Source organism: Pseudoduganella violaceinigra DSM 15887 (genome assembly GCF_000425385.1).
Classification (GTDB): Bacteria; Pseudomonadota; Gammaproteobacteria; order Burkholderiales; family Burkholderiaceae_D; genus Rugamonas; species Rugamonas violaceinigra.
Genome location: NZ_AUDI01000009.1, coordinates 211,464 through 234,425, shown reverse-complemented (window position 1 = coordinate 234,425; position 22,962 = coordinate 211,464). Strand labels below are relative to the sequence as shown.

Here is a 22,962-nt window from a genome sequence, read left to right as displayed (position 1 = left end):
GGTTTTGATGTTTTTTGCGGAGTAATAGATGCCGATCTACGCTTACCGCTGCGAGGAATGTGGCTTTGCCAAGGATGTGCTGCAAAAGATCTCCGATCCGCAGCTCACGGACTGCCCTTCCTGCGGCAAGTCCACCTTTAAGAAGCAATTGACCGCGGCCGGCTTCCAACTGAAAGGTACCGGCTGGTATGTCACCGATTTCCGTGGCGGCAGCGCCCCGGCGACCGGCGTTGCCAGCTCGTCCAAAACCGAAGCCCCGGCGGCAGCCGCTCCGGCGCCTGCACCGGCAAAGTCCACCGGCGAGGCCTGATGGCCTCCGCACAAGGAACACGATGCGCAAATATTTCGTAACCGGGCTGCTGGTCCTGGTGCCGCTGGCGATCACGGCATGGGTGCTGCACCTGGTGATTTCCACCATGGACCAGTCCCTGCTGCTGATCCCGGAGAGATGGCTGGACAAAAAACACCGGCCATCGGGGCTGGGCACCATCTTGACCGTGCTGGCCGTGTTCCTGACAGGCTTGCTGACCAATAACCTGGTCGGCAACTTCATGGTGCGCCAGTGGGAAAAGCTGCTGCATCGCATCCCGGTGGTGAGCTCGCTGTATGGCAGCGTGAAGCAGGTGTCGGATACGCTGTTCTCCGACTCCGGCAATGCCTTCCGCAAAGCCGTGCTGATTCCCTACCCGCATGCCGGCTCGCGCACCATCGCGTTCCTGACGGGGGCGCCAGCCGTTGAAGTAGCCAAGTACCTGGATGAAGAGCACATCAGCGTCTATGTGCCGACGACGCCGAACCCGACGTCCGGCTATTTCCTGATGCTGCCAAAGAAAGACGTGATCGAGCTCGATATGAGCGTCGACGCTGCACTGAAGTACATCGTGTCGATGGGCGTTGTCGTCCCTGAACAAAACTTAACCTGAAACTGAGAATTAATATGTCCTCCATGCGTACCGAATACTGCGGCCTCGTTACCGAAGCCCTCGTTGGCCAAACCGTCAGCCTGTGCGGCTGGGTGCATCGTCGCCGCGACCACGGCAAGCTGATCTTCATCGACCTGCGCGACCGCGAAGGCCTGGTGCAGGTGGTTTGCGACCCGGACTTTGCCGAGATGTTCAAAGTCGCCGAATCCGTGCGTAACGAGTACTGCCTGCAAATCACCGGTACCGTCAAGGAGCGTTCGGCCGAAACCGTCAACGCCAAGCTGAAGTCGGGCAAGATCGAAGTGATCGCCACCAAGGTGGAAGTGCTGAACGCTTCCGTTCCTGTGCCGTTCCAGCTGGACGACGACAACCTGTCCGAAACCACGCGCCTGACCCACCGCGTGCTGGACCTGCGCCGCGCCCAGATGCAGAACAATCTGCGCCTGCGCTATAAGGTGTCGATGGAAGTGCGTAAATACCTGGACGACCTGGGCTTCATCGATATCGAAACCCCGGTGCTGACCAAGTCCACCCCGGAAGGCGCGCGCGACTACCTGGTGCCATCGCGCGTGAACGCCGGCGAATTCTTCGCCCTGCCGCAGTCGCCGCAGCTGTTCAAGCAGCTGCTGATGGTGGCCAACTTCGACCGCTACTACCAGATCACCAAGTGCTTCCGCGATGAAGACTTGCGCGCCGACCGCCAGCCTGAATTCACCCAGATCGACTGCGAAACCTCGTTCCTGAGCGAACAGGAGATCCGCGACCTGTTCGAGACCATGATCCGCAAAGTGTTCAAGAACACCATGGACGTGGACCTGCCAAACCCATTCCCGGTGATGGACTTCGCCGAAGCCATGGGCAAGTACGGTTCGGACAAGCCGGACATGCGCGTGAAGATGGAGTTCACCGAACTGACCGACGTGATGAAAAACGTCGAATCGAAGATCTTCAACAGCGCCGCCAATATGGCCAACGGCCGCGTGGTCGGCATGCGCGTACCGAAGGGCGGCTCCATGTCCCGTTCGGAAATCGACGCCTACACCCAGTTCGTCGCCATCTACGGCGCCAAGGGCCTGGCCTACATCAAGGTCAACGAGAAGGCCAAGGGCCGCGAAGGCCTGCAGTCTCCGCTGCTGAAGTCCCTGGACGATGCAGCCCTGAACGCGATCATCGAGCGCACCGGTGCCGAGGACGGCGACCTGATCTTCTTCGGCGCCGACAAGGCCAAGGTTGTCAACGACGCGATCGGCGCGCTGCGCGTGAAGATCGGCCACTCCGAGTTCGGCAAGGCCAACGGCCTGTTCAACGACGTCTGGGCGCCGCTGTGGGTGATCGACTTCCCGATGTTCGAGTACGACGAGGAAGACGACCGCTGGACCGCGACCCACCACCCGTTCACCGCGCCAAAAGACGGCCACGAAGACATGCTGGAAACCAATCCAGGCGCATGTATCGCCAAGGCCTACGACATGGTGCTGAACGGCTGGGAACTGGGCGGCGGTTCGATCCGTATCCACCGCGAAGAAGTGCAGTCGAAAGTGTTCCGCGCGCTGAAGATCGACGCTGAAGAAGCACGCCTGAAGTTCGGCTTCCTGCTGGACGCGCTGCAATACGGCGCGCCTCCGCACGGCGGCCTGGCCTTCGGCCTGGATCGTATCGTGACCCTGATGACCAAGTCCGATTCGATCCGCGACGTGATCGCCTTCCCGAAAACCCAGCGCGCCCAGTGCCTGCTGACCCAGGCTCCTTCGGCCGTGGACGAGAAGCAGCTGAAAGAGCTGCACATCCGCCTGCGTGCGGCCGAGCCGAAAGTGGCCGGCTAAACCCGGCAAGGCAGTGTCAGGCCCGCAGGGCCTGGCACTTGGCCCGCGACCGCGGCATATCGGCGCCCGACCCTGCGGGTCAGGCACCGGGTTACCGGTTTAAAAAATGTACAAGATCCCGGAATCCGTCCTGGTGGTGATCCATACCGCCGACCTGGAAGTATTGCTGATCGAACGCGCCGGCAACCCCGGCTACTGGCAATCCGTCACCGGCTCGAAAGACAGCGTCGACGAAGCCCTGCTCACCACCGCCACCCGCGAACTATTCGAAGAAACCGGCATCGTTGCCGACGGCCAGGACATCGTGCTGCGCGACTGGGGCCTGCAGAATATCTACGAAATCTACCCGGTCTGGCGCCACCGCTACGCACCCGGCGTGACGCACAACCTCGAACACATTTTCAGCGTGCAGGTGCCGCGCAATATACCGGTCATGCTCAGCCCGCGCGAGCACACGGCCCACGTATGGCTGCCCTACCTGGAGGCCGCCGACCGCTGCTTTTCGCCCTCCAACGCCGAAGCAATCCTGCAACTGCCACAGCACATGTAACTTGCAATTTGCTTGCTAATTGCAGGCCGCGCGTTGTGGCTATAATCGTGCATAGACCGTCACACTAGGGGTGAACGCCATGCCGGATACTCAGGATATCCTTCTGGAGCAGTTGCAAGTCGGCTTATACGTTCATCTCGACCTGAAGTGGTTCGAGCACCCTTTTGCCTTCAGCCATTTCAAGATCAAGTCGCAGGAGCAGATCCACCAGCTGCGCAGCCTGGGCTTGAACAAGATCCGCATCGACCCCGCCATGAGCGATGTGCAGCCGGTGGCGCTGTCCATCAACCTCAGGGAGCTCGCCGAGCCTGCGCCGCCGCCGGTGCCGGCACCCGATTCGCCGGAACTGGCGGCGAAGCGCGCCATGATGGAGCGCATGCGCCAGCAGCGCGAGGACGCGGCCCGCATCGAACACGCCTTCGTCGATACCGCGCGCGCCATGCGCGACATGGAAAAGAACATCTTCGCGCGCCCAGCCGAAAACCTGCAAAAGGCCAGCGAGATGATCGGCAAGATCGCCGATTCCATCCTCAGCGCGCCGGAGCTGGCGATCCACGTGATGGGCGACCGCACGGGCGGCGAAGAGATCTACCTTCATTCGCTGAATGTCACCATGCTGGCGATGATGATTGCGCGCGATATCAAGCTGCCGCGCGAAGTCGCCGGCGCGATGGGCGTGGGCTCCATGTTCCACGATCTTGGCGTGCGCAATATACCGGACCGGGTGCTGACCAAGACCGAACCCTGGAACCATTCGGAACAGCACCTGTACGAAACCCATAGCTCGGTCGGCACCGAGATGGGGCAGCAGCTCAAGTTCCCGGCCGCCGCGGTGGCCATCGTGCGCGACCACCATGAGATGTACGACGGCAGCGGCTACCCGCGCCACCTGAAAGGCGAAGAGATCGGCGTGCTGGCGCGCATCGTGGCGATCGCCAACTACTACGACCGCCTATGCAACCCTGTCAACGGCACGCAGGGCCTGACCCCCCACGAAGCGCTGTCGCTGATGTTCGCCAAGAACCGCGACAAATTCGACCCCAAGCTGCTGCAGGTGTTCATTCGCTGCCTCGGCGTCTACCCGCCCGGCACCATCGTGCAGCTGTCGAACGGCGCCACCGGCATGGTCGCCACCATCAATACGGAAAAACCGAACAAGCCCGAGCTGGTGGTGTATGAGCAGGGGGTGCCGCGCGAAGACGCAATCATGGTGGACATGGAGCGCGAGAGCGACCTGAATATCGTGCGCGCCATCAAGCCTTCGCAGGTACCCAAGGAAATCTACGCCTATCTCAGCCCGCGCAAGCGGGTCAGCTATTACTTCGACGCGAGCAAACCAGGACAGGGAGCCGCCGGGTGATTTCCGAACTGCGCCAGCTGATGCTCGACCACAGCCCGCACATGATGCTGCTGGTCGACCCAGCCGACCTGCGCATCGTGGTCGCCAACAAGGTGGCCGAGCAGGTGCTGGGCTATAGCGCGGCGCAACTGACGGATATGCAGGTCACCGACATCGAAAGCTCGCTGCAGGACGTGTTTTACTGGGAGGATGTGCGCGGCGGCCATTTCCAGGATATCGATACGCAGGAGGGCGAATACCGGCGCGCCGACGGCAGCCAGCTCATGGTCATGAAATCGCTGCGCGTGCTGCGCCACGGGGAGCGCTGGCTGATCCTGATTTTGGCCCGCGATGCGCGCCAGGAGCGCAAGGTGGAGGACGTGCTGGAGCAGACCCTGTCGCAGCTGCGCACCACGCTGGAGGCGACCGGCAACGGCATCCTGGTGATCGACTGGCACAACAAGATCGCCAGCATGAACCGCCAGTTCAGCGAAATGTGGCATATCCCCGAAGCCTTTCTCAGGAGCGGCAACGATGCGGCGATCCTGGAATTCCTGACGGCGAACGTGGTGGAGCAGGACGCCTGCCGCGAGCTGCTGCAGCAAGTCAGCGCCCCGCATGAAAGCCTGGGGCTGTTGCACCTGCATGACGGCCGCGTCATGGAATGCCGCTCGCGCCCGCAATTCCTGGGGGAGCGCATCATCGGCCGGGTCTTCGGCTTCGTCGACATCACCGAGCGCGAACATACGGAACAGGTGCTGCGCGAATCGCGCGACCAGCTGGAGAACCGCGTGCACGAACGCACCCTGGCGCTGCAGATGGCCAACATTACGCTGGAGAGCGAAAAAGCGCGCCAGGCCGAATTGATACGCAAGCTGGGCGAGGCCCAGAACCAGCTGCTGCAGTCGGAGAAGATGGCCTCCATCGGCGTGCTGGCGGCCGGCGTGGCGCACGAGATCAACAACCCGGTCGGCTTCGTCAATTCCAACCTGAGCAGCCTGCAGCGCTATATGCAGTCGCTGATGCGCCTGCTCGACGCCTACGAGGCCCGCGAGCCCCATTTGCCCGACGGCGACCGCAGCGAGCTGAATGCGCTGCGCAAGGAAATCGATGCCGACTACCTGCGCGAAGACCTGGGCTGCCTGCTGAGCGAGTCGATGGATGGACTGGACCGCATCAAGCGCATCGTGCAGGACATGAAGGACTTCTCGCATGTCGGCGGGGGCGACGTGCTGGTGGCCAACCTGGAAACGGGCCTGGACAGCACGCTGAACGTGGTCTGGAACGAACTAAAATACAAGGCGGAAGTGGTGAAGGAATACGGCGGCGTGCCGGAGATCGAATGCATCCCCTCGCAGCTGAACCAGGTATTCATGAACCTGCTGGTCAATGCGGCGCACGCGATCGAATCGCGCGGGCGCATCACGGTGCGCACCAGCTACGAAAACGAGATGGTGACGGTGGCCGTGAGCGATACCGGCGGCGGCATCGCGGCCGAAAACCTGGGCCGCATCTTCGAACCCTTCTTCACCACCAAGCCGGTCGGCAAAGGCACCGGGCTGGGTTTGTCGCTCTCCTACAGCATCGTGCAAAAGCACGGCGGCCGCATCGAGGTCGACAGCGAAATAGGGCGCGGCACCACCTTCCGTGTGATCCTGCCGCGACAAATGGCGCCCGCCGCCGAGGAAAATGATGTTGTAAATTGACTAAGGTTGACGCGGTGATTACTAATTCCCGCATGAAAAACCTGTTCTTCCACTTCGGCCGCAAGGCCGCATCGCAGCGCCCTCCCGCAGGCGACACCTGCCATAACTGCCACGCCGGCGTCAGTACGGCTTATTGCGGCGCCTGCGGCCAGACAGCGCAGGTGCACATCGCCAGCGCGCATGAATTCCTGCATCACTTCATCGGGCACTATATTGCTGCGGAAGGCAAGCTGTGGCGCACGCTGGGCTGGCTCTTTGCCAAGCCGGGCGCCTTGACGGTGGAATTCATCCGCGGCCGCCGCGGCCAGTTCATCGATCCCTTACGCTTGTTGCTGACGGTGTCGCTGCTGGTGTTTCTGGTCATGAAGTGGCAAGTGCACCATTTGCCGCCGGTCCCTGCCGCACCAGCCGCGGATGCGCCGGTTGCGCAGGCGACGTCGGCGCAGGCCATCAACAGTATCGACCGCAAGCTGTTCGACGTTTTTGCACTGGCCAGCGATCACTTTGCCGTCAATTACGGCAAATTCGTGGCGCTCCCCGAATCCACTCAGAAGGCGCAGTTCTTGGAGTCGTGGCTGCGTTTCGGCCCGACCGTCATGCTGTGTCTGATTCCCCTGATGGCGCTCATGCTCAAGCTGCTGCACCTGGGGACGGGCTGGCGCGACGGCGAGCACCTGGTGTTTTCCATGCATTTGCAGGCGGTGAACCTGCTGGCGCTGATCGTCGTTGTCACCGGCATGCCTGGCTTCACCAAGCTGGCCTTGAAATCGGTGCTGGCGCTCTACATTTTGCTGGCCATGCGCAAGGTATATGGCGGTGGCTGGGCTGTGCTCCTGGTGCGCATGGCGATTTTCGGAAGCTGCCTCGGCATGGGCTTTGATTGGCTAACCCGCATCGCGTTTATGCTTCAGATGGTTTGCGCTGACCCGCTAGTTGAGGCAAGCGATCGCAAAGTCGACGTGGTAATGCTCGTCATGCCGCACCCATGGTTTGCCCTTCATGAAATTGAGCTGCTTTAGCGCCGCGCCGTGTGGGGTGTCGAACAGGCGCGGCAGGTAAGCGGTATCGAAGATGACCTGCGCGATGCCCTGGCCGCGCGCGCGGGCCGCCAGGTCCAGCTGGTACAAGTGTTCGCCCAATGCGGCGAAGTCGATGCTGTATTCGCCGTAGCGCGCTGCGCCGTCGAATTCGATGTCGTAGCCGAAGTGCTGGGACGCGGGCATCGGCAGGCGCGCCGGGCGGCCTTTCCGATCGCGCACCGGAACAAAGAAATCCACCGACAAGCCGTTTTGGTGGGTGCGGTGGGGGCGGATCCGTCCCCCATTCACAAAGCCGGTTTCACCATAAACGTATTGCGAACCCGGCGCGGCACGTTCCAGTTTTGCATAGGCGCCCAGCATGATCGCCGCCACTTCGCTGTGCACGTAATTGCGTCCCATGGCGGCGCCGAGCGTGCTGTAGACGGAGAAATTGGCGCCATCGGCAGGTAACTGGACACCGTCTTCGAGGCTGCCCTGCTTGACGCTGCCGTGGCAGGTGCTGGAAGCGCCGGCCACGGCGGTACCGGCCGCCAGCAGCGCTGCAAGAACGAGGCGCGCCGTCTTCATTGCACGGGCCCGGCCAGGACGCGGCGCAGCATGTAACAGGCGGGGAGGGCAGGCAATAACATGAGCGCCAGAGTCGTGGGATTATTGTCCGCAGTGCCGGCGCCGGTATTTGCCAACAGCATGACACCCGAATTGATGACTGCGTGCATGACCATCCCCGGTATCAGCGAACGGCTACGTTCATACAGCCAGCCGGCCGCCACGCCGAAAGTGATGCCGCCGACAAGCTGGTAAATATTCATATGGGCGAAGCCGAATACGACTGCCGAACCCAGGATAGCGTAGCCGCGTTCGTATTGGCGTAGGAAACTGCGCAGGATAATGCCCCTGAACAGCATTTCCTCCACTACGGGTGCCAATACGCAAACCATGATGATCTGGGGCGGACGTGGGGCAAGCATATCCTTGCAACGCTCCGACACATCGGAACCCGGCGGGAACGCTGCCTGCAGCAGATCGTTCAACTCTCCCATTACCAGGAACAGGCATGGTGTGGCCAGCAAGACCAGGGGCACTACCGCGGCCATGGTCGCGGCTGTCGTGGTTTGCGGGGCGTGGAAAAGGTCCCGGTAGTCCAGGTTCTTCCAATGCAGCAAGGCCGTAAAGATGAGGCCGCTCGCCAGCACCCTGGCAATGGTGGCCAGGCCGTAAAAATCATCCACGCCGAGCCATCTGCGTATGTCGTACATCGCGCAGATCATCAGGTATTCAATGGCCCAGGTGCAGACAACCAGGAAAAAAGCTTCTAGTGCGGAAGGGAAAGTAGTATGTCGTTCGTTCATGGGGCGTGACTATAAAGCAATTCGCAGCACTTTTGACCGCCAGCAAGCCGGGCTGTTGGGGTTAGAATAAAACCCATGAAGATCCGCGTTGCCACCTACAACATCCACAAGGGCGTGTCGTACCGCAGCCAGCCCCGGGTCCACGCCTTGCGCCATGCGATCGAGGCCTTCCATGCCGATCTGGTCTTCCTGCAGGAAGTGCAGGGCCAGCATGACCGGATCGAGGCGCGTTTTGGCGAGGAAGCGCACGGCCACCGGCATTGGCCGAAAAAGGCCCAGCATGAGTTCTTCGCCGGCGAATCGCACCAGTCGGTCTATGGCATGAATGCGCAATACGACCACGGCCACCATGGCAACGCGCTGCTCAGCAAATACCCGATCGCGCGCTGGACCAATACCGATATTTCCGACCACGCCTACGAATCGCGCGGCATCCTGCATTCGGTGATTGCAACGGAAGGCAAGCTTGTGCATTGCTTCGTCATCCACCTTGGCTTGTTCGAGCGCAGCCGGGTGCGCCAGGCCGATATGCTGATCGAGGCGGTGCGCGCCTCGGCGCCGGACGGCGAGCCGGTCATCATTGCCGGCGACTTCAATGATTGGCGCAATACCTTGACCGATAAGCTGCAAAGCGCGCTGGGCGTGCGCGAAGTCTTCGACGAAGTCAAGCACGGCAGCCCGGTGGGCGACCTGGTGCGTACCCTGGCGCGGCGCAAGGCTTCCCAGCGTCCGGCCCGCACCTTCCCGGCGGCCTTGCCATTTTTCAGGTTGGACCGCATCTATGTGCGGGGCTTCGAGGTAGAATCCGCGGAAGTCCTGCACGGCCCGCTCTGGGCCAAGCTGTCGGATCATGCGCCCATTGTGGCGAACCTGAAACTGGTTTCCTGACTCATGCGTCACGTTGATTTTCTGGCCGATAACGAAGTCAAGCTCCTGCACTGCGGTACCGATTATTTCCCGGCACTGGTCGAGGCAATCGAGGCGGCGCAGTACGAAGTCTATTTCGAGACCTATATCTTCGCCGAGGACGAGACCGGCGCGCGCGTGGTGGCCGCCCTGAAAGCCGCCGCCCGGCGCGGCGTCACCGTGCGCATGATTACCGACTGGTTCGGCACCGGCCACAAACCCGCCTACCGCCTGCATGCCGACGTCACGGCGGCGGGCGTCGAGCACCGCATCTTCAATCCCTGGTTCCGGCGCGGCGTGACGCGCACCCACCGCAAGATCTGCGTGGTGGACGGGCAGGTGGCGTTTGTCGGCGGCATCAATATCAACGACGATATGTTCACCGACTACGACCACAGCAAGGCGCTGGCGGCGCCGCGCTGGGATTTTGCGGTGGCGGTGCGCGGGCCGCTGGTCGAGTCCATCCATGGTGAAGCGGAAACCCAGTGGACGCGCCTGGGCCATATGACCATTGTCAAGCGCCTGACCCTGTTCAACGAAGTGCGCAAGCTGAACAAGATTGCGCGCCAAAGCACCATGCAGGCCGGCTTCGTGGTGCGCGACAACTTGCGCAACCGGCGCACCATTCAGCGTGCCTACTTGCAGGCTCTGGGTCGGGCAAAGAAGAGTGTGCTGCTGGCCAACCCGTATTTTGCCCCGGGCCGCAAATTCCGCCGCGCCCTGGCCGCGACCGCGCAGCGCGGGGTGGAGGTGGTGCTCTTGATCGGCGTCGGCGAAATCTGGCTGCAGGATGCGGTGGCCCATTCCTTCTACCCCAAGCTGCTGGAAGCGGGCGTCAAGGTGGTGGAATACCGCAAGACCCAGCTGCACGCCAAGGTGGCGGTGATCGACGACGACTGGGCGACGGTCGGCTCCTCCAATGTGGACGGGCTGAGCCTGTTCCTCAACCAGGAAGCCAATGTGGTGATCAAGGATGCCGAATTCGCGCGCGCGCTGCGGGCCAGGATCGAGGAGGCGATTGCGGAAGGCCAGGCGATCCAGCAGCAGGATTTTGAGCACATCGGGCGTTTCCGGCGGATGGGATATGAGGTGGCGTACCTGGCATACCGTACGCTGATGCGCATTTTTGCAGTGGGAAAGTACACATGAGTGATGTCAGAATCGACAAATGGCTGTGGGCGGCGCGTTTCTTCAAGACGCGCCAGCTGGCCATTGATGCCATCGACAAGGGCAAGGTGAAGTTGTCGGGCGGCGAGCGCATCAAGCCCTCGCGCAACGCGAAGCTGGGCGAGCGCCTGCATATCGATAACGGCGCCGATGAGTGGGATGTGCTGGTGGTGGGCATTTCCGGCAAGCGGGAAGGTGCGCCGCTTGCCCGCCTCCTCTATGAAGAGAGCGAAGAATCGCTGGCTCGCCGCGCCGCCCTGATCGAGCGCAAGAAGCTGTTCCCGGAACCCTTCGCCGACAGCAAGGGCCGCCCCACCAAGCGCGACCGGCGCGCCTGGGAGCGCGCCACGGACAATTGAACTTGGGCGGCGGCCTTAGTTGGCCGGGCCCTGACCGCTCGACAGGACTTCGCTCAGCGGGGTGCCGCCGATTGCGCGGCAATTCTTGCTGCCGTCCAGCTTGATCGCCGTGCCTTGAACGACAGGGCGCACCAGGCGCCATGGCCAGAAGCCGAAGTGCTGCGCGCCGCTGAAATCGGCGATGGCGTTGGCGCCACGGCTGGTCGCCTGGCTCACCACTTCAGGGACGATCTGCGCGGCCGAGCCATAGGTGCCCTTGCCATACTTCACATGGCCCAATTCCTTGTATTTAACGCTTGTTGGCGGTTTCCCTTTGAACAGGCAGAACTCGTTCGCGCCAGCCTTCGGCGCGTCAAGCTCAGCCTCAGGGGCCGGTTCTTGGGCCGGCGCTTGGGCCGGCGCCAGTTTCTCGGCGGGCTGGTTTTCCAGGCCAGGCACTTCTTTCGGTTCATAGGACTGTTGGGCTTGTGCGGCGCAAGCAGACAGCAGCAGGGCAGCGAATATGGCGCTTTTTTTCATGGCGAAACTTCCGGTTGCAAAAACGCCAATATAGATTCCCATATGAAAACTGTCAATTTCCAAAGTTGGGCGCGGCCCACCTTCCACGGTTGGCCCGGGGCGTCGGCGGAGGATGTTTGTTGCGCCGCAACAATAGAGAGGCACTTCTAGTCTTGTCGTTTGACTTTCGCCACACGCTGGATAATAGTACGAACGTTCGCAAAACTTTTCACCAGCGGCCGATCTGTTAGAGCGAGAATAAGGTTTTTCCTTCTAACGGGACGGGATTCAAAGTGAGTGGCATTCTTGTAAATACACCAACAAAATTCATGCGCAAAGGCGAAATGACCCGTGCGGCCATCCTTGATGTGGCCCTCGACCTGGCAAGCCGCGACGGCCTGGAAGGCCTGACTATTGGCTTGCTCGCCGACAAAATGAACATGAGTAAATCCGGTGTATTTGCCCACTTCGGCTCGCGTGAAGATTTGCAGATTGAAGTGTTGAAGCTGTACCACCACCGTTTCGAGCAGGAAGTGTTCTACCCGGCGATGAAGGAGGCCCGTGGCCTGCCTCGCCTGCGCGCCATGTTTGCCAACTGGATCAAACGTGTGAGCGTGGAAATCGCCTCGGGCTGTATCTATATCAGCGGCGCCGTCGAGTATGACGACCGTCCCGGCCCGATCCGCGAAGAATTGCTGGCCATGGTCGGCGCCTGGCAGGCGGCCTTGCTGCGTTGCGTGCGCCAGGCCATCGACAACGGCGACCTGCGCGGCGATACCGATGCCAGCCAGCTGGTGTACGAAATGTACGGCCTGATCCTGGCCCTGCACCATGAGGCGCGCTTCATGCGCACCCCTGGCAGCGTGGACCGGGCCGGCGTGGGCTTCAACCGACTGATCGAAAACTACCAACCATCCTGATGCTGCATTCCGCAGCCTGACAAACATAACCTTTTAGCCATCTGGAGAAAAAAATGGGTCAATACGTCGCGCCAATCCGTGATATGCAGTTCGTCCTGCATGAACTGCTGAAGGTGGAAGAGAAGCTGAAAGAGCTGCCTCCTCACGCCGAAACCGACGCGGACATCATCAACCAGGTGCTGGAAGAAGGCGCCAAGTTCACCTCGGAAGTGCTGTTCCCGCTGAACCATTCCGGCGACCGCGAAGGCTGCCACCACGATGCCGCGGCCAAGACCGTGACCACGCCAAAAGGCTTCAAGGAAGCCTACAAGCAGTACGTTGAAGGCGGCTGGGCCGCACTGGCCTGCGATCCTGAATTCGGCGGCCAGGGCCTGCCGATCGTGCTGAACAACTCGTTCTACGAGATGCTGAACTCGGCCAACCAGGCTTGGACCATGTACCCGGGCCTGTCGCACGGCGCCTACGAGTGCCTGCTGGCCCATGGCACACCGGAACAGAAATCGACCTACCTGCCGAAGCTGGTGTCCGGCGAGTGGACCGGCACCATGTGCCTGACCGAACCGCACTGCGGCACCGACCTGGGCATGCTGCGCTCGAAAGCCATCCCGAACGAAGACGGTTCCTGGAACATCACCGGCGCCAAGATCTTCATCTCGGCCGGCGAACACGACATGGCAGAGAACATCCTGCACCTGGTGCTGGCCCGCGTGCCGGACGCACCGGAAGGCTCGAAAGGCATCTCCCTGTTCCTGGTGCCGAAGTTCATCCCTAACGCCGACGGTTCGATCGGCGAACGCAACCCGATCTTCTGCGGCGCGATCGAAGAGAAGATGGGCATCCACGGCAACTCGACCTGCCAGATGAACCTGGACGGCGCCAAGGGCTGGATCATCGGCCAGCCGAACAAGGGCCTGAACGCGATGTTCGTGTTCATGAACGCCGCCCGTCTGGGCGTGGGCGTGCAGTCCCTGGGCCTGACCGAAGTGGCTTACCAGAACGCGCTGGTGTACGCCAAAGACCGCCTGCAGATGCGTTCCCTGTCCGGCGTGAAGAACCCGGAAGGTCCTGCCGACCCGATCATCGTGCACCCGGACGTGCGCCGCATGCTGCTGACCGGCAAAGCCTACGCCGAAGGCGCGCGTGCTTTCGCTTCCTACGTGGCGCTGCAGATCGACCGCGAACTGCACCACCCTGACGAAGAAGTGCGCAAGGAAGCCGGCGACGAAGTGGCCCTGCTGACCCCGATCATCAAGGCCTTCATCACCGACAACGCATGGATCGCCACCTCCGACGCGATGCAGGTGTACGGCGGCCACGGCTACATCTCCGAATGGGGCATGGAGCAGTACGTGCGCGACGCGCGCATCAACCTGATCTACGAAGGCACCAACACCGTGCAGTCGCTGGACCTGCTGGGCCGTAAGATCCTGATGGACAACGGCTCCAAGCTGCGCAAGTTCGGCGAGAAGGTGCGCGCCTTCGTGGAAGAAAACGGCACCGACGAAGCGATGTCCGAATTCGTCACCCCGCTGGGCGACCTGGGCGAGAAACTGACCAAGCTGACCATGGAAATCGGCATGAAAGCCTTCCAGAACCAGGACGAAGTCGGCGCCGCCGCCGTGCCTTACCTGCGCGTGGCCGGCCACCTGGTTTACTCCTACTTCTTCGCGCAGATGGCGAAGATCGCTCTTGAAAAAGAGGCATCGGGCGACAAGTTCTACACCTCGAAGCTGGCCACCATCCGCTTCTACTTCGGCCGCCTGTACCCGGAAACCGCAACCCTGATCCGCCAGGCTCGTTCCGGCGCCGCCAACCTGATGGCACTGGACGCAGACCTGTTCTGAAGTTGATGGTGTCGGCAGTTCGAGCCCTAGACCGGTAGGGCGCGTGTCTGACCCAGCGGGTCAGACATCGGTTTACCGGTTTCAGCTGAGACAGCCGACGCCCAAGCAAAGCGACAGATACACCAACTAAAGGATATATATGAGCAACTTCAACGTGAAAAAAGTGGCGGTACTGGGCGCCGGCGTGATGGGCGCGCAGATCGCAGCCCACTGCGTCAACGCCAAGGTTCCAGTGGTCCTGTTTGACCTGCCTGCGAAAGAAGGCAACAAGAACGGTATCGGCATCAAGGCCATCGAAGGCCTGAAGAAGCTGTCCCCTGCGCCGTTCGGCGACAAGGCTGACGCGGAACTGGTGCAGATCGCCAACTACGAAGACAACCTGGACCTGCTGGCCGGCTGCGACCTGATCATCGAAGCGATCGCCGAGCGCATGGACTGGAAGCACGACCTGTACAAGAAGGTCGCTCCGCACATTGCGCCAAACGCGATCTTCGCTTCGAACACTTCCGGCCTGTCGATCAACAAGCTGGCCGAAGGCTTCGACGCCGACCTGAAGGCGCGCTTCTGCGGCGTGCACTTCTTCAACCCACCGCGCTACATGCACCTGGTGGAACTGATCCCGACCACCGGCACCAAGCCGGAAATCCTGGACCAGCTGGAAACCTTCATGACTTCCGTGCTGGGCAAGGGCGTGGTCCGTGCCAAGGACACCCCGAACTTCATCGCTAACCGCGTTGGTATCTTCGGCATGCTGGCCACCATCCATGAAGCCGAGAAGTTCGGCCTGTCCGTCGACGTGGTCGACGACCTGACCGGCGCCAAGCTGGGCCGCGCCAAATCCGGTACCTTCCGTACCGCCGACGTGGTGGGCCTGGACACCATGGGCCACGTGATCAAGACCATGGAAGACAACCTGGCTTCCGATCCGTTCGCGTCCCTGTACAAGACCCCGGCCGTGCTGGCCACGCTGATCGGGAAGGGCGCCCTGGGCCAGAAGTCCGGCGCTGGCTTCTACAAGAAAGTCGGCAAGGACATCATGCGCCTGGACGCCGCCACCGGTGAATACGTCGCCGGCGGCAAGAAGGCAGACGACATCATCGCCCGCATCCTGAAAGAAAAGGATCCGGTCAAGAAGATGAAGGCGCTGCGCGAATCGACCAACCCGCAAGGCCAGTTCCTGTGGGCGATCTTCCGCGACGCTTTCCACTACATCGCGATCCACCTGGAATCGATCGCCGACAACGCGCGCGACGTCGACTTCGCCATGCGCTGGGGCTTCGGCTGGAACGTCGGCCCGTTCGAAACCTGGCAGGCAGCAGGCTGGGGCCAGGTTGCACAGTGGGTCAAGGAAGACATCGAAGCGGGCAAGGCGCTGTGCAATGCACCGCTGCCGGCATGGGTCTTCGAAGGCAAAGTGGGCGAGCAGGGCGTGCATACCGCTGAAGGCTCGTTCTCGCCAGCGACCAAATCCTACACTCCGCGTTCCGACCTGGCCGTGTACAAGCGCCAGGAATTCCGCGCTCCTGTGGTGGGCGGCGGCGGCGCCGATCCTAAGACTGCCGGCGTGACCGTGCACGAAGACGAATCCGTACGCCTGTGGCACACCGGCGACGACGTCCTGATCCTGTCGCTGAAGACCAAGATGCACGTGATCGGCAAAGGCGTGATCGGCGGCATCCAGCGCGGCCTGGCAGAAGCTGAAAAGAACTTCAAGGGCCTGGTGATCTGGAACACCGACGCGGCCGAAGGCGGCGCCTTCTCGGCCGGCGCCGACCTGCAGGAAGCCCTGCCAGCTTTCATGGCCGGCGGCGCGAAAGCAGTCGACCCGATCATCAAGGAACTGCAAGACACCTTCATGAAGATGAAGTATTCCAACGTGCCAGTGGTGGCGGCTGTTGCCGGCATCGCCCTGGGCGGCGGCTGCGAAATGATGCTGCACGCATCCAAGCGCGTGGCGGCACTGGAATCCTATATCGGCCTGGTGGAAGTGGGCGTGGGCCTGATCCCTGGCGGCGGCGGTCTGAAGGAAGCGGCTGTCCGCGCTGCCCGCGAAGCCAAAGGCAACGACATCCTGCAATTCCTGAAGACCGGCTTCACCAACGCCGCCACCGCGAACGTTTCGAAGTCCGCGCTGGAAGCGAAGGCCATGGGCTACCTGAAGGAAGACGACGTGATCGTGTTCAACGCCTACGAACTGCTGCACGTGGCGAAAGTGACCGCGCGCTCGATGGCCGATGCCGGCTACCGCGCGCCGATCCAGCGTCCAGTGCCTGTGACCGGCCGTTACGGCTGGGGCACCATCCGCGGCCAGCTGGTCAATATGCGCGATGGCGGCTTCATCTCCGCGCACGACTACAAGCTGGGCGACATGATCGCCGAGATCGTGTCCGGCGGCGACATCGACCAGGGCAGCGTCGTGAGCGAACAGTGGCTGCTGGATATGGAACGCAAGGCCTTCCTGGAATTGCTGAACCATCCTAAGTCGCAAGAGCGCATCATGGGCATGCTGCAGACCGGTAAGCCGGTTCGCAACTAAGAGTAAATGTCCATCCTGTCGCTGGCCTTCAAAATCCTGTTGCGAGTGAAACCAAGCATGGTCTATGAGCAAATCAAACAGCACATGACGGAGTCGCTGCCGTTCGTGCGCCTGCTCGGCATCCGCATCGACAGCATCGGCCCGGGAACGGCCGAAGTGTCGATGCCGGACGACGGCAAGCTGCACAACCACCTCGGCACGCCGCACGCGGGTGCGATCTTCACGCTGGCCGAAACGGCGTCCGGCGCGGCCATGGCGGGCGGCTTTGCCGACCTGATCATGGACATGCGCCCGGTCGCCAAGGAGTCGCGCATCGAGTACCAGAAAGTGGCCAAGGGCGCGACGCGCGCCTCCGGCAAGGTACCGGGCGACCTGGCCGCGCTGAAAGCGCAGCTGAAGGATGAAGGAAAAATCGCGTTCCCGGTCAACGTCGACATCTTCGACGAACACGGCACGCTGGCAGCACAAGTACAGGTGGACTGGTACCTCTCCGCCAAACGCTAACGAACACAGATACTGGAAAGCTTAAAATGAGCAAACAACTGCAAGACGCATACATCGTCGCCGCCACCCGTACCCCGATCGGCAAGGCGCCGCGCGGTATGTTCAGCAAGACCCGTCCGGACGACCTGCTGGTCGCCGCCCTGAAGGGCGCCATGGCCGCCGTGCCTAACCTGGACCCGGCCCTGATCGTCGACGCCATCATCGGCTGCTCCTTCCCTGAAGCAGAGCAGGGCTTCAACATCGCCCGTAGCTCCGTGGTGCTGGCAGGCCTGCCGAACACCGTGGGCGGCGTGACCATCAACCGCTACTGCGCATCGGGCATCACCGCCCTGGCCATGGCTGCGGACCGCATCCGCGTTGGCGAAGCCGACGTGATGATCGCCGGCGGCGTGGAATCGATGTCCATGGTGCCGATGATGGGCCACCACCCATCGATCAACATGGAAACCTTCAAGGACGAGCACGTGGGCCTGGCCTACGGCATGGGTCTGACCGCCGAGAAAGTGGCGCAGCAGTGGAAAGTCAGCCGCGAAGACCAGGACGCCTTCGGCCTGGAATCGCACCGCAAGGCGATCGCCGCCCAGCAAGCCGGCTTCTTCAAGGACGAGACCACCCCGGTCGAAATCATCACCCGCACCCCTGATCTGCGCACCGGCGAGATCAAGATTGGCAAGCGCACCGTGGATACCGATGAAGGCGCCCGCGCCGACGCCTCCATGGAAGGCATGGCCAAGCTGAAGCCGGTGTTCGCCGCCAAGGGTACCGTGACCGCCGCGACCTCCTCGCAGATGTCCGACGGCGCCGGCGCGCTGATCGTGGTGTCCGAGAAGATCCTGAAAGAACACAACCTGACCCCGCTGGCCAAGTTCTCCTCGTTCGCCGTACGCGGCGTACCGCCGGAAATCATGGGCATCGGTCCTAAGGTCGCCATCCCGGCCGCTTGCGCCGCCGCCGGCATCACCCAGGACCAGCTGGACTGGATCGAACTGAACGAAGCATTCGCCGCCCAGGCGCTGGCCGTGATCCGCGACCTGAACCTGGACACCAGCAAAGTGAACCCGATGGGCGGCGCCATCGCCCTGGGCCACCCGCTGGGCGCAACCGGCGCGATCCGCGCGGCGACCGTGGTGCACGCACTGCGCCGCAACCAGCTCAAGTACGGCATGGTCACGATGTGCGTGGGCGCCGGCATGGGCGCGGCAGGCATCATCGAGCGCGTATAATCCGCGCGCAATGATCTAGCGCACTCAGCAAGGCGGGTCGAACGACCCGCCTTTTTTTATAGGGGTGTCCGACCCTGCGGGTCCGACACCGGTTTACCGGTTTTACGAAACGGAGACAAAAGACAATGGCAATCCTGACCACCAAAGCAGCCGGCATCCTGACCATCGAATTCGACCGCCTGGACCGCAAGAACGCGATCACCTCCGCCATGTACCAGACCATGGCTGACACCATCAACGCCGCCGAAAGCGACGCCGACGTGCGCGCCATCCTGATCACCGGCAAGCCGGAGATCTTCACCGCCGGTAACGACCTGGTTGACTTCGCGACCACCACCGCCGCCAATGATGGCGTGGCCTTCTCGGACCGCCCGGTGATCCAGTTCATGAAGGCCCTGTTCAACACCAGCAAGCCTGTCGTGGCAGCCGTGAACGGCGCCGCGATCGGCATCGGTACCACCATGCTGATGCACTGCGACCTGGTATACGCGGCCGACAACGCCAAGTTCTCGGTGCCATTCGCGGCCCTTGGCCTGTGCCCGGAATTCGGCTCCAGCATGCTGCTGCCCGCCAACGGCGGCCATGCCCGCGCAGCGGAAAAGCTGATGCTGGGCGAACCGTTCGGCGCGCAGGAAGCCTACGACATGGGCCTGATCTCCAAGCTGCTGCCAGCCGACCAGGTCCTGGCGCACGCCCAGGCCCAAGCCGCCAAGCTGGTGGCGCTGCCGGCCGAATCGATCCGCCAGACCAAGCGGTTGATGAAGGCCGGCCGCGAAGCCCTGAAATCCCACATCGATGTGGAAAGCGCGCAGTTTGGCGCCATGCTGACCGGCGCCGAAGCCAAGGAAGCGTTCACCGCCTTCTTTGAAAAGCGCAAGCCTGACTTCTCCAAGTTCGCCTGAGCTGAACAATGCAGCTGATTCCTGCCGTTGAGTGCCTCAGAGAGTGAGATTTTTGCCGTTAGGAGTGAGATTTTTGCCAGACAAAATGAGATTCTGGGATAAGTCGAAGTCTCATAGCATTTGGCAGGGATCTACTCTAATCGCCTCGGCCAGCAGCGGCAGGCCGAGGCCGTAAATCATAGCGAATGTTTTCGACTCATGTGATGGCGCCGCCCAGTAAGGTCGGGAAAATTGTTCGGGGATCTGAAGTCACGTCTGTCGCTTAAATTTACGTCACTCGTTTATCGGAGGGGCATTTCTCCAGATCGCGAACAATTGCTCAACGGGCGCTTCACCGGGATCGAATGCGTAGAAAATTTCGCTTATACGTTGCGGTTGCAAAGCGAAGGAAGGGATGCCTTTTCCGACGAACGATATGGACCATTAATTGAGGGCTCTATGAAGTGAGCAACTCCACGCGGCAAACAGCGTGACCCCAATACTTTCTTATACAAACACGGCTTGGTACCCATTGGAAAACCGTGCCAGAGTTAGACGATCCAGGAAGCAGTTAGTTCGTAACGTGGACTACGTCGTTTCCGCCCACTTGCTCTCCCAAGCTGCAATTTCAATCTCCATCACGAGACTTGAAACTGCTTCAAAGCAGTCTCGAAGCCTCAACACGGCAAGCTGTTGTCCCAACTCTTGCCAATTGCCATGAGCAAAGGCATTCCTGATCGTTCGGAAGGAGTGAATTATCGATAATTCCAGATCTTGATCAGGCAGCGCCAGGCCAGCATTCTCCTTGATATGTTGAAGAAGGTGTTCAATATCGCTTAGGTCTCGACTGGTCTTTCGTGGCACCTCGGAAGTCAGTTCTTTGGAAATGGTCTTCAACGCCCATTCTGCAAAGCTGCAAAGTAGGACAATTGCGTTTGCCTTTGCAATAACATCTACATTATTTTCCCAACCCGGAATCTGCTCGTCGTAGTAATCCAATTCTTCGGCAGAGGGCCAGCGTTGATTCTTAGCCTCGTCACGTTGCGATTTGAGTTCGGACAGATGTGAATGCGACGACACCAGTTGGTGAAAGCAATAGTTGTTTAGCTGAGCAAGCTTGCTGAATACAACCCAGAACGTTTCGCAGAAGCGCGTAGGCTGATACAAGTAAAGGCCGTTCGCATATTCCAGACCTTCCTCGTCTTCAAGTACTGCGTGTGCCATGTACAAACCATGTATCTTGAATACATTCAGTTCTTCATCAGTTACCACATCTTTCATTTGCAGTCCTCGTATTCCATAAAATGGCTAGTGTCGGCTCCTGACCGCTTTCTGGCGGAGGACGCCTCTAATCCATCCGTTCGGGCTTATGTACATTTTAACTATCGACCTGCGGAACGCCAGCAGCCAGCGATATCATTTCAGCAGCCTCAGCAAGGCCGTTCCGAAGCGTCGTTAAATCCTCGTTGTCGATTCGCCCGTTGGAAATGAGGCAAGCAGCAACACTCTCCAAAAAGAACTTCGCTGCAAGCCTCGTCATCATTATCGAATACGCCCAAGCCTCTGTGCTCATCTCTTGATGTGTTGCGCCATCAACCTGGATAGACATTAGCCAGTTCATCGTGTCCTCACCAGATATGTAGCTGGCACCACTCAGCCTGTGGTAGCTCTCGTAATAGTCTGTCCTTCGCCCAAGACGGTCAAATCTATTAAACAGCTTTTGCGGCCAGATATACGGTTTATCCGACCGATCCAACAATGAATGTCAGACCAGATTGAGCTACTTGAACTTGGCAGTCGCTGTCTATGCTGCTAGATAGCTTGCATCGAATTCAGTATCGACATCGAACGTCCCGTCATGCGGGACTTGGGGGCTTCTGTGGGCGCCGCCACAGGCGGCATCGGTAGGCCAATTATTCCGAGTCATAACGATCTAGAGATCGCTGATCAGACTGTCGTACGATGTACTGCCATTACAGCTAAATGGTTCGTTCACATGTTGAAGCTTAATGGACGATACGTCTTCTTCGTCCATTGGGAAAAAGGCGCCTCCGGGTTCGCAATGCATTGCAAAATCGCCTTGCTTCATCCCACAATGCTCGCAATGGTTCATCCAGTAAGAGCTATTGGTCGTCTTACTAAAATCCAAGTAGTAGTGCCGGGTAATGGATTTGATATGAGCTACGACAGTGGGCAAGAGGTCAGTAACGTATGAGACCATGGACGCCCCCTCATTGGTGTACCAGGCGTCGATATAATCTTCTCCTTGCTCGAAGGTCTGATAACCGGCTGGCAGTAAGAAACTGTACATTCGAGTCAGCTCACCACACTTCCAGCATGTATCTTCAGTCTCCGCGACGCGGTAACTATTTGCTCGGATGGTGACGTCTGGTGGTGGGTCTGGCAGCCACCTCTGGAAAAGGTGGGGATTTACTCCTTCCGGTACAAACCAGACCTTCGATGACGGGTCCCATCGAGCACCAAGCTGTTTCGCCTCGTCTTTTTCGGAAAACGGTACGTTGAGATTGACGCGGGTCATGCGGCCTCCCTTCCTTCGATGAATGTGTAGCTTATGCACTGGCCTAGCCAAGGCCGAGGCGGCGGTGATTTCGGCATTGATTTTGCAAATATATCCACCAGCCTCACTCACGTGCGCCTGCAGCACACTGCCAAGACTAAAACTGGCCATTGCAATTGTTCCGATGCCTGGCCGATCTCGGGACTGTAAGAACGACCAGTCCGGCGGCCGTCAACTCCGCTCGGAATTGAGTTTTTGCATTAGCTTCTGGTTTTCCATGCTCTGCTTGCGGACCGGAGAGCCGGCACCTCCGCTTGCGTACCAATGGATGCTCCGCGCCCAGTGGACAATGACGCGAGGACAGTTTGCCGTGATGAGCTCAAGTAGCTCCCCGCCTAAGAGGCGGATCACTATTACGACGAATGCGCACGTGGTCGTGAGCACTATTATGCTGAGGCAGGTGAGCACAAATTCACTATTACGCGGGCCGAGCCAGTGGTACCAAATTGCCGCGCCAAGTACAACAGATAGTAACCCGGCTATCGTAATAAACGACTTTGCAACAAACCAAACCAAGAAGTCTATCGCCGGGCCGACGAATAAAACGGGGCCAGCATTTCTTGAGAGGCCACTCAAAACGTAGGCAATCAACTGCGGCACGACGAGCATGGAAACTATACCAATGGCCAACAAAAAGTCTCCATTTATGTCCATGAACAACTTCATAGACACGTCAAGAACATGACCGACAGGGCCACTAAACGATCCATTACTATCGATGGCACCAATCTCCCTGGCAAACATTAGGATCAGGAATGAAGCATGACATCCGATGCCGAAAAATAGCCAGATTAGGCGTATTGCATGCCCATGGAG

At 60.3% G+C, this 22,962-nt stretch carries 23 protein-coding genes; 16 read left to right on the top strand and 7 right to left on the bottom strand.

Features of this window, described 5'->3' with window-relative positions:
• The first annotated feature begins 28 nt into the window (after positions 1–28).
• The 7 genes from H597_RS0107365 to H597_RS0107335 all read left to right on the top strand — a co-directional run bounded on the left by H597_RS0107365 (position 29) and on the right by H597_RS0107335 (position 7,360).
• On the top strand, positions 29–310 hold the full coding sequence (locus H597_RS0107365) for an FmdB family zinc ribbon protein (RefSeq protein WP_028101562.1): 282 nt from the start codon (positions 29–31) through the stop codon (positions 308–310).
• Positions 311–332: 22 nt separating this feature from the next.
• On the top strand, positions 333–923 hold the full coding sequence (locus H597_RS0107360; protein ID WP_028101561.1) for a DUF502 domain-containing protein: 591 nt from the start codon (positions 333–335) through the stop codon (positions 921–923).
• A 23-nt stretch (positions 924–946) separates the two neighbouring features.
• The gene (aspS, locus tag H597_RS0107355; RefSeq protein WP_028101560.1) at positions 947–2,746 is read left to right on the top strand and encodes an aspartate--tRNA ligase; all 1,800 of its coding nucleotides are present in this window, start codon (positions 947–949) and stop codon (positions 2,744–2,746) included.
• Between the two features lie 106 nt (positions 2,747–2,852).
• Positions 2,853–3,296, top strand: a complete 444-nt coding sequence (gene nudB / locus H597_RS0107350) for a dihydroneopterin triphosphate diphosphatase (RefSeq protein ID WP_028101559.1) — start codon at positions 2,853–2,855, stop codon at positions 3,294–3,296.
• Positions 3,297–3,375: 79 nt separating this feature from the next.
• On the top strand, positions 3,376–4,656 hold the full coding sequence (locus H597_RS0107345) for an HD-GYP domain-containing protein (RefSeq protein ID WP_028101558.1): 1,281 nt from the start codon (positions 3,376–3,378) through the stop codon (positions 4,654–4,656).
• A complete protein-coding gene (locus H597_RS0107340) occupies positions 4,653–6,341 on the top strand; it encodes a PAS domain-containing sensor histidine kinase (RefSeq protein WP_307578986.1) in 1,689 nt (562 codons plus the stop codon). The genes H597_RS0107345 and H597_RS0107340 overlap by 4 nt, the downstream gene beginning before the upstream one ends.
• Positions 6,342–6,355: 14 nt before the next feature.
• Positions 6,356–7,360 (top strand): DUF3667 domain-containing protein, encoded by a 1,005-nt coding sequence (locus H597_RS0107335; protein ID WP_211232020.1) that lies wholly within the window; start codon positions 6,356–6,358, stop codon positions 7,358–7,360.
• Here H597_RS0107335 and H597_RS0107330 read toward each other — a convergent pair.
• Together H597_RS0107330 and H597_RS30115 are read right to left on the bottom strand one after the other, a co-directional pair.
• Complete coding sequence (locus H597_RS0107330; RefSeq protein ID WP_028101555.1) at positions 7,271–7,948, bottom strand: penicillin-insensitive murein endopeptidase; 678 nt, start codon at positions 7,946–7,948, stop codon at positions 7,271–7,273. The two genes, H597_RS0107335 and H597_RS0107330, sit on opposite strands and share 90 nt — an antisense overlap.
• Positions 7,945–8,730, bottom strand: a complete 786-nt coding sequence (locus H597_RS30115; protein ID WP_035373398.1) for a CPBP family intramembrane glutamic endopeptidase — start codon at positions 8,728–8,730, stop codon at positions 7,945–7,947. The genes H597_RS0107330 and H597_RS30115 overlap by 4 nt, the downstream gene beginning before the upstream one ends.
• Positions 8,731–8,805: 75 nt before the next feature.
• On the opposite strand from H597_RS30115, the gene H597_RS0107320 reads away from it, so the two are divergent.
• From H597_RS0107320 to H597_RS0107310, 3 genes are read left to right on the top strand one after another with little or no spacing between them, the layout of a single operon-like run.
• Positions 8,806–9,618, top strand: a complete 813-nt coding sequence (locus H597_RS0107320) for an endonuclease/exonuclease/phosphatase family protein (protein WP_028101554.1) — start codon at positions 8,806–8,808, stop codon at positions 9,616–9,618.
• A 3-nt stretch (positions 9,619–9,621) separates the two neighbouring features.
• Positions 9,622–10,785 carry a cardiolipin synthase ClsB gene (clsB, locus tag H597_RS0107315; protein ID WP_028101553.1) on the top strand — a complete coding sequence of 388 codons (1,164 nt, stop codon included), beginning with the start codon at positions 9,622–9,624 and terminating at the stop codon, positions 10,783–10,785.
• Complete coding sequence (locus tag H597_RS0107310) at positions 10,782–11,162, top strand: RNA-binding S4 domain-containing protein (protein ID WP_028101552.1); 381 nt, start codon at positions 10,782–10,784, stop codon at positions 11,160–11,162. The genes clsB and H597_RS0107310 overlap by 4 nt, the downstream gene beginning before the upstream one ends.
• A 15-nt stretch (positions 11,163–11,177) precedes the next feature.
• Here the strand turns inward: H597_RS0107310 and H597_RS0107305 are convergent, their stop codons facing one another.
• Positions 11,178–11,681, bottom strand: a complete 504-nt coding sequence (locus tag H597_RS0107305; RefSeq protein ID WP_154668007.1) for a hypothetical protein — start codon at positions 11,679–11,681, stop codon at positions 11,178–11,180.
• A gap of 308 nt (positions 11,682–11,989) precedes the next feature.
• On the opposite strand from H597_RS0107305, the gene H597_RS0107300 reads away from it, so the two are divergent.
• The 6 genes from H597_RS0107300 (at position 11,990) to H597_RS0107275 (ending at position 19,589) form a co-directional block, all read left to right on the top strand.
• Positions 11,990–12,580, top strand: a complete 591-nt coding sequence (locus H597_RS0107300) for a TetR/AcrR family transcriptional regulator (RefSeq protein ID WP_028101550.1) — start codon at positions 11,990–11,992, stop codon at positions 12,578–12,580.
• A gap of 53 nt (positions 12,581–12,633) precedes the next feature.
• On the top strand, positions 12,634–14,424 hold the full coding sequence (locus H597_RS0107295) for an acyl-CoA dehydrogenase C-terminal domain-containing protein (protein WP_028101549.1): 1,791 nt from the start codon (positions 12,634–12,636) through the stop codon (positions 14,422–14,424).
• A 139-nt stretch (positions 14,425–14,563) separates the two neighbouring features.
• Entirely contained in the window at positions 14,564–16,960 is a 2,397-nt protein-coding gene (locus H597_RS0107290) for a 3-hydroxyacyl-CoA dehydrogenase/enoyl-CoA hydratase family protein (protein WP_028101548.1), read from the top strand.
• A 6-nt stretch (positions 16,961–16,966) separates the two neighbouring features.
• A complete protein-coding gene (locus H597_RS0107285) occupies positions 16,967–17,464 on the top strand; it encodes a YiiD C-terminal domain-containing protein (RefSeq protein WP_229632120.1) in 498 nt (165 codons plus the stop codon).
• Positions 17,465–17,490: 26 nt separating this feature from the next.
• Positions 17,491–18,687 carry an acetyl-CoA C-acyltransferase gene (locus tag H597_RS0107280; protein ID WP_028101546.1) on the top strand — a complete coding sequence of 399 codons (1,197 nt, stop codon included), beginning with the start codon at positions 17,491–17,493 and terminating at the stop codon, positions 18,685–18,687.
• 125 nt (positions 18,688–18,812) lie between these two features.
• Complete coding sequence (locus tag H597_RS0107275; protein WP_028101545.1) at positions 18,813–19,589, top strand: enoyl-CoA hydratase; 777 nt, start codon at positions 18,813–18,815, stop codon at positions 19,587–19,589.
• A gap of 567 nt (positions 19,590–20,156) precedes the next feature.
• On the opposite strand, the gene H597_RS0107270 is transcribed toward H597_RS0107275, so the two are convergent.
• The 4 genes from H597_RS0107270 to H597_RS0107255 all read right to left on the bottom strand — a co-directional run bounded on the left by H597_RS0107270 (position 20,157) and on the right by H597_RS0107255 (position 22,812).
• Positions 20,157–20,849 (bottom strand): hypothetical protein, encoded by a 693-nt coding sequence (locus H597_RS0107270; protein ID WP_028101544.1) that lies wholly within the window; start codon positions 20,847–20,849, stop codon positions 20,157–20,159.
• 97 nt (positions 20,850–20,946) lie between these two features.
• Positions 20,947–21,177: a hypothetical protein gene (locus tag H597_RS0107265; protein WP_028101543.1), complete on the bottom strand. Its 231-nt coding sequence runs from the start codon at positions 21,175–21,177 to the stop codon at positions 20,947–20,949.
• Between the two features lie 324 nt (positions 21,178–21,501).
• Entirely contained in the window at positions 21,502–22,257 is a 756-nt protein-coding gene (locus H597_RS0107260; protein ID WP_229632119.1) for a DUF5710 domain-containing protein, read from the bottom strand.
• Positions 22,258–22,317: 60 nt separating this feature from the next.
• On the bottom strand, positions 22,318–22,812 hold the full coding sequence (locus H597_RS0107255; RefSeq protein ID WP_154668006.1) for a hypothetical protein: 495 nt from the start codon (positions 22,810–22,812) through the stop codon (positions 22,318–22,320).
• Positions 22,813–22,962 lie beyond the last annotated feature (150 nt).

Excerpts from the sequence above, each read along its gene's own strand:
- H597_RS0107365 (WP_028101562.1), top strand. The coding sequence starts at position 29 with ATGCCGATCTACGCTTACCGCTGCGAGGAATGTGGCTTTGCCAAGGAT.
- H597_RS0107360 (WP_028101561.1), top strand. The coding sequence starts at position 333 with ATGCGCAAATATTTCGTAACCGGGCTGCTGGTCCTGGTGCCGCTGGCG.
- aspS (WP_028101560.1), top strand. The coding sequence starts at position 947 with ATGCGTACCGAATACTGCGGCCTCGTTACCGAAGCCCTCGTTGGCCAA.
- nudB (WP_028101559.1), top strand. The coding sequence starts at position 2,853 with ATGTACAAGATCCCGGAATCCGTCCTGGTGGTGATCCATACCGCCGAC.
- H597_RS0107345 (WP_028101558.1), top strand. The coding sequence starts at position 3,376 with ATGCCGGATACTCAGGATATCCTTCTGGAGCAGTTGCAAGTCGGCTTA.
- H597_RS0107330 (WP_028101555.1), bottom strand. The coding sequence starts at position 7,948 with ATGAAGACGGCGCGCCTCGTTCTTGCAGCGCTGCTGGCGGCCGGTACC.
- H597_RS30115 (WP_035373398.1), bottom strand. The coding sequence starts at position 8,730 with ATGAACGAACGACATACTACTTTCCCTTCCGCACTAGAAGCTTTTTTC.
- H597_RS0107320 (WP_028101554.1), top strand. The coding sequence starts at position 8,806 with ATGAAGATCCGCGTTGCCACCTACAACATCCACAAGGGCGTGTCGTAC.
- clsB (WP_028101553.1), top strand. The coding sequence starts at position 9,622 with ATGCGTCACGTTGATTTTCTGGCCGATAACGAAGTCAAGCTCCTGCAC.
- H597_RS0107310 (WP_028101552.1), top strand. The coding sequence starts at position 10,782 with ATGAGTGATGTCAGAATCGACAAATGGCTGTGGGCGGCGCGTTTCTTC.
- H597_RS0107305 (WP_154668007.1), bottom strand. The coding sequence starts at position 11,681 with ATGAAAAAAAGCGCCATATTCGCTGCCCTGCTGCTGTCTGCTTGCGCC.
- H597_RS0107300 (WP_028101550.1), top strand. The coding sequence starts at position 11,990 with ATGCGCAAAGGCGAAATGACCCGTGCGGCCATCCTTGATGTGGCCCTC.
- H597_RS0107295 (WP_028101549.1), top strand. The coding sequence starts at position 12,634 with ATGGGTCAATACGTCGCGCCAATCCGTGATATGCAGTTCGTCCTGCAT.
- H597_RS0107290 (WP_028101548.1), top strand. The coding sequence starts at position 14,564 with ATGAGCAACTTCAACGTGAAAAAAGTGGCGGTACTGGGCGCCGGCGTG.
- H597_RS0107285 (WP_229632120.1), top strand. The coding sequence starts at position 16,967 with ATGTCCATCCTGTCGCTGGCCTTCAAAATCCTGTTGCGAGTGAAACCA.
- H597_RS0107280 (WP_028101546.1), top strand. The coding sequence starts at position 17,491 with ATGAGCAAACAACTGCAAGACGCATACATCGTCGCCGCCACCCGTACC.
- H597_RS0107275 (WP_028101545.1), top strand. The coding sequence starts at position 18,813 with ATGGCAATCCTGACCACCAAAGCAGCCGGCATCCTGACCATCGAATTC.
- H597_RS0107270 (WP_028101544.1), bottom strand. The coding sequence starts at position 20,849 with ATGAAAGATGTGGTAACTGATGAAGAACTGAATGTATTCAAGATACAT.
- H597_RS0107265 (WP_028101543.1), bottom strand. The coding sequence starts at position 21,177 with ATGTCTATCCAGGTTGATGGCGCAACACATCAAGAGATGAGCACAGAG.
- H597_RS0107260 (WP_229632119.1), bottom strand. The coding sequence starts at position 22,257 with ATGGCCAGTTTTAGTCTTGGCAGTGTGCTGCAGGCGCACGTGAGTGAG.
- H597_RS0107255 (WP_154668006.1), bottom strand. The coding sequence starts at position 22,812 with ATGAAGTTGTTCATGGACATAAATGGAGACTTTTTGTTGGCCATTGGT.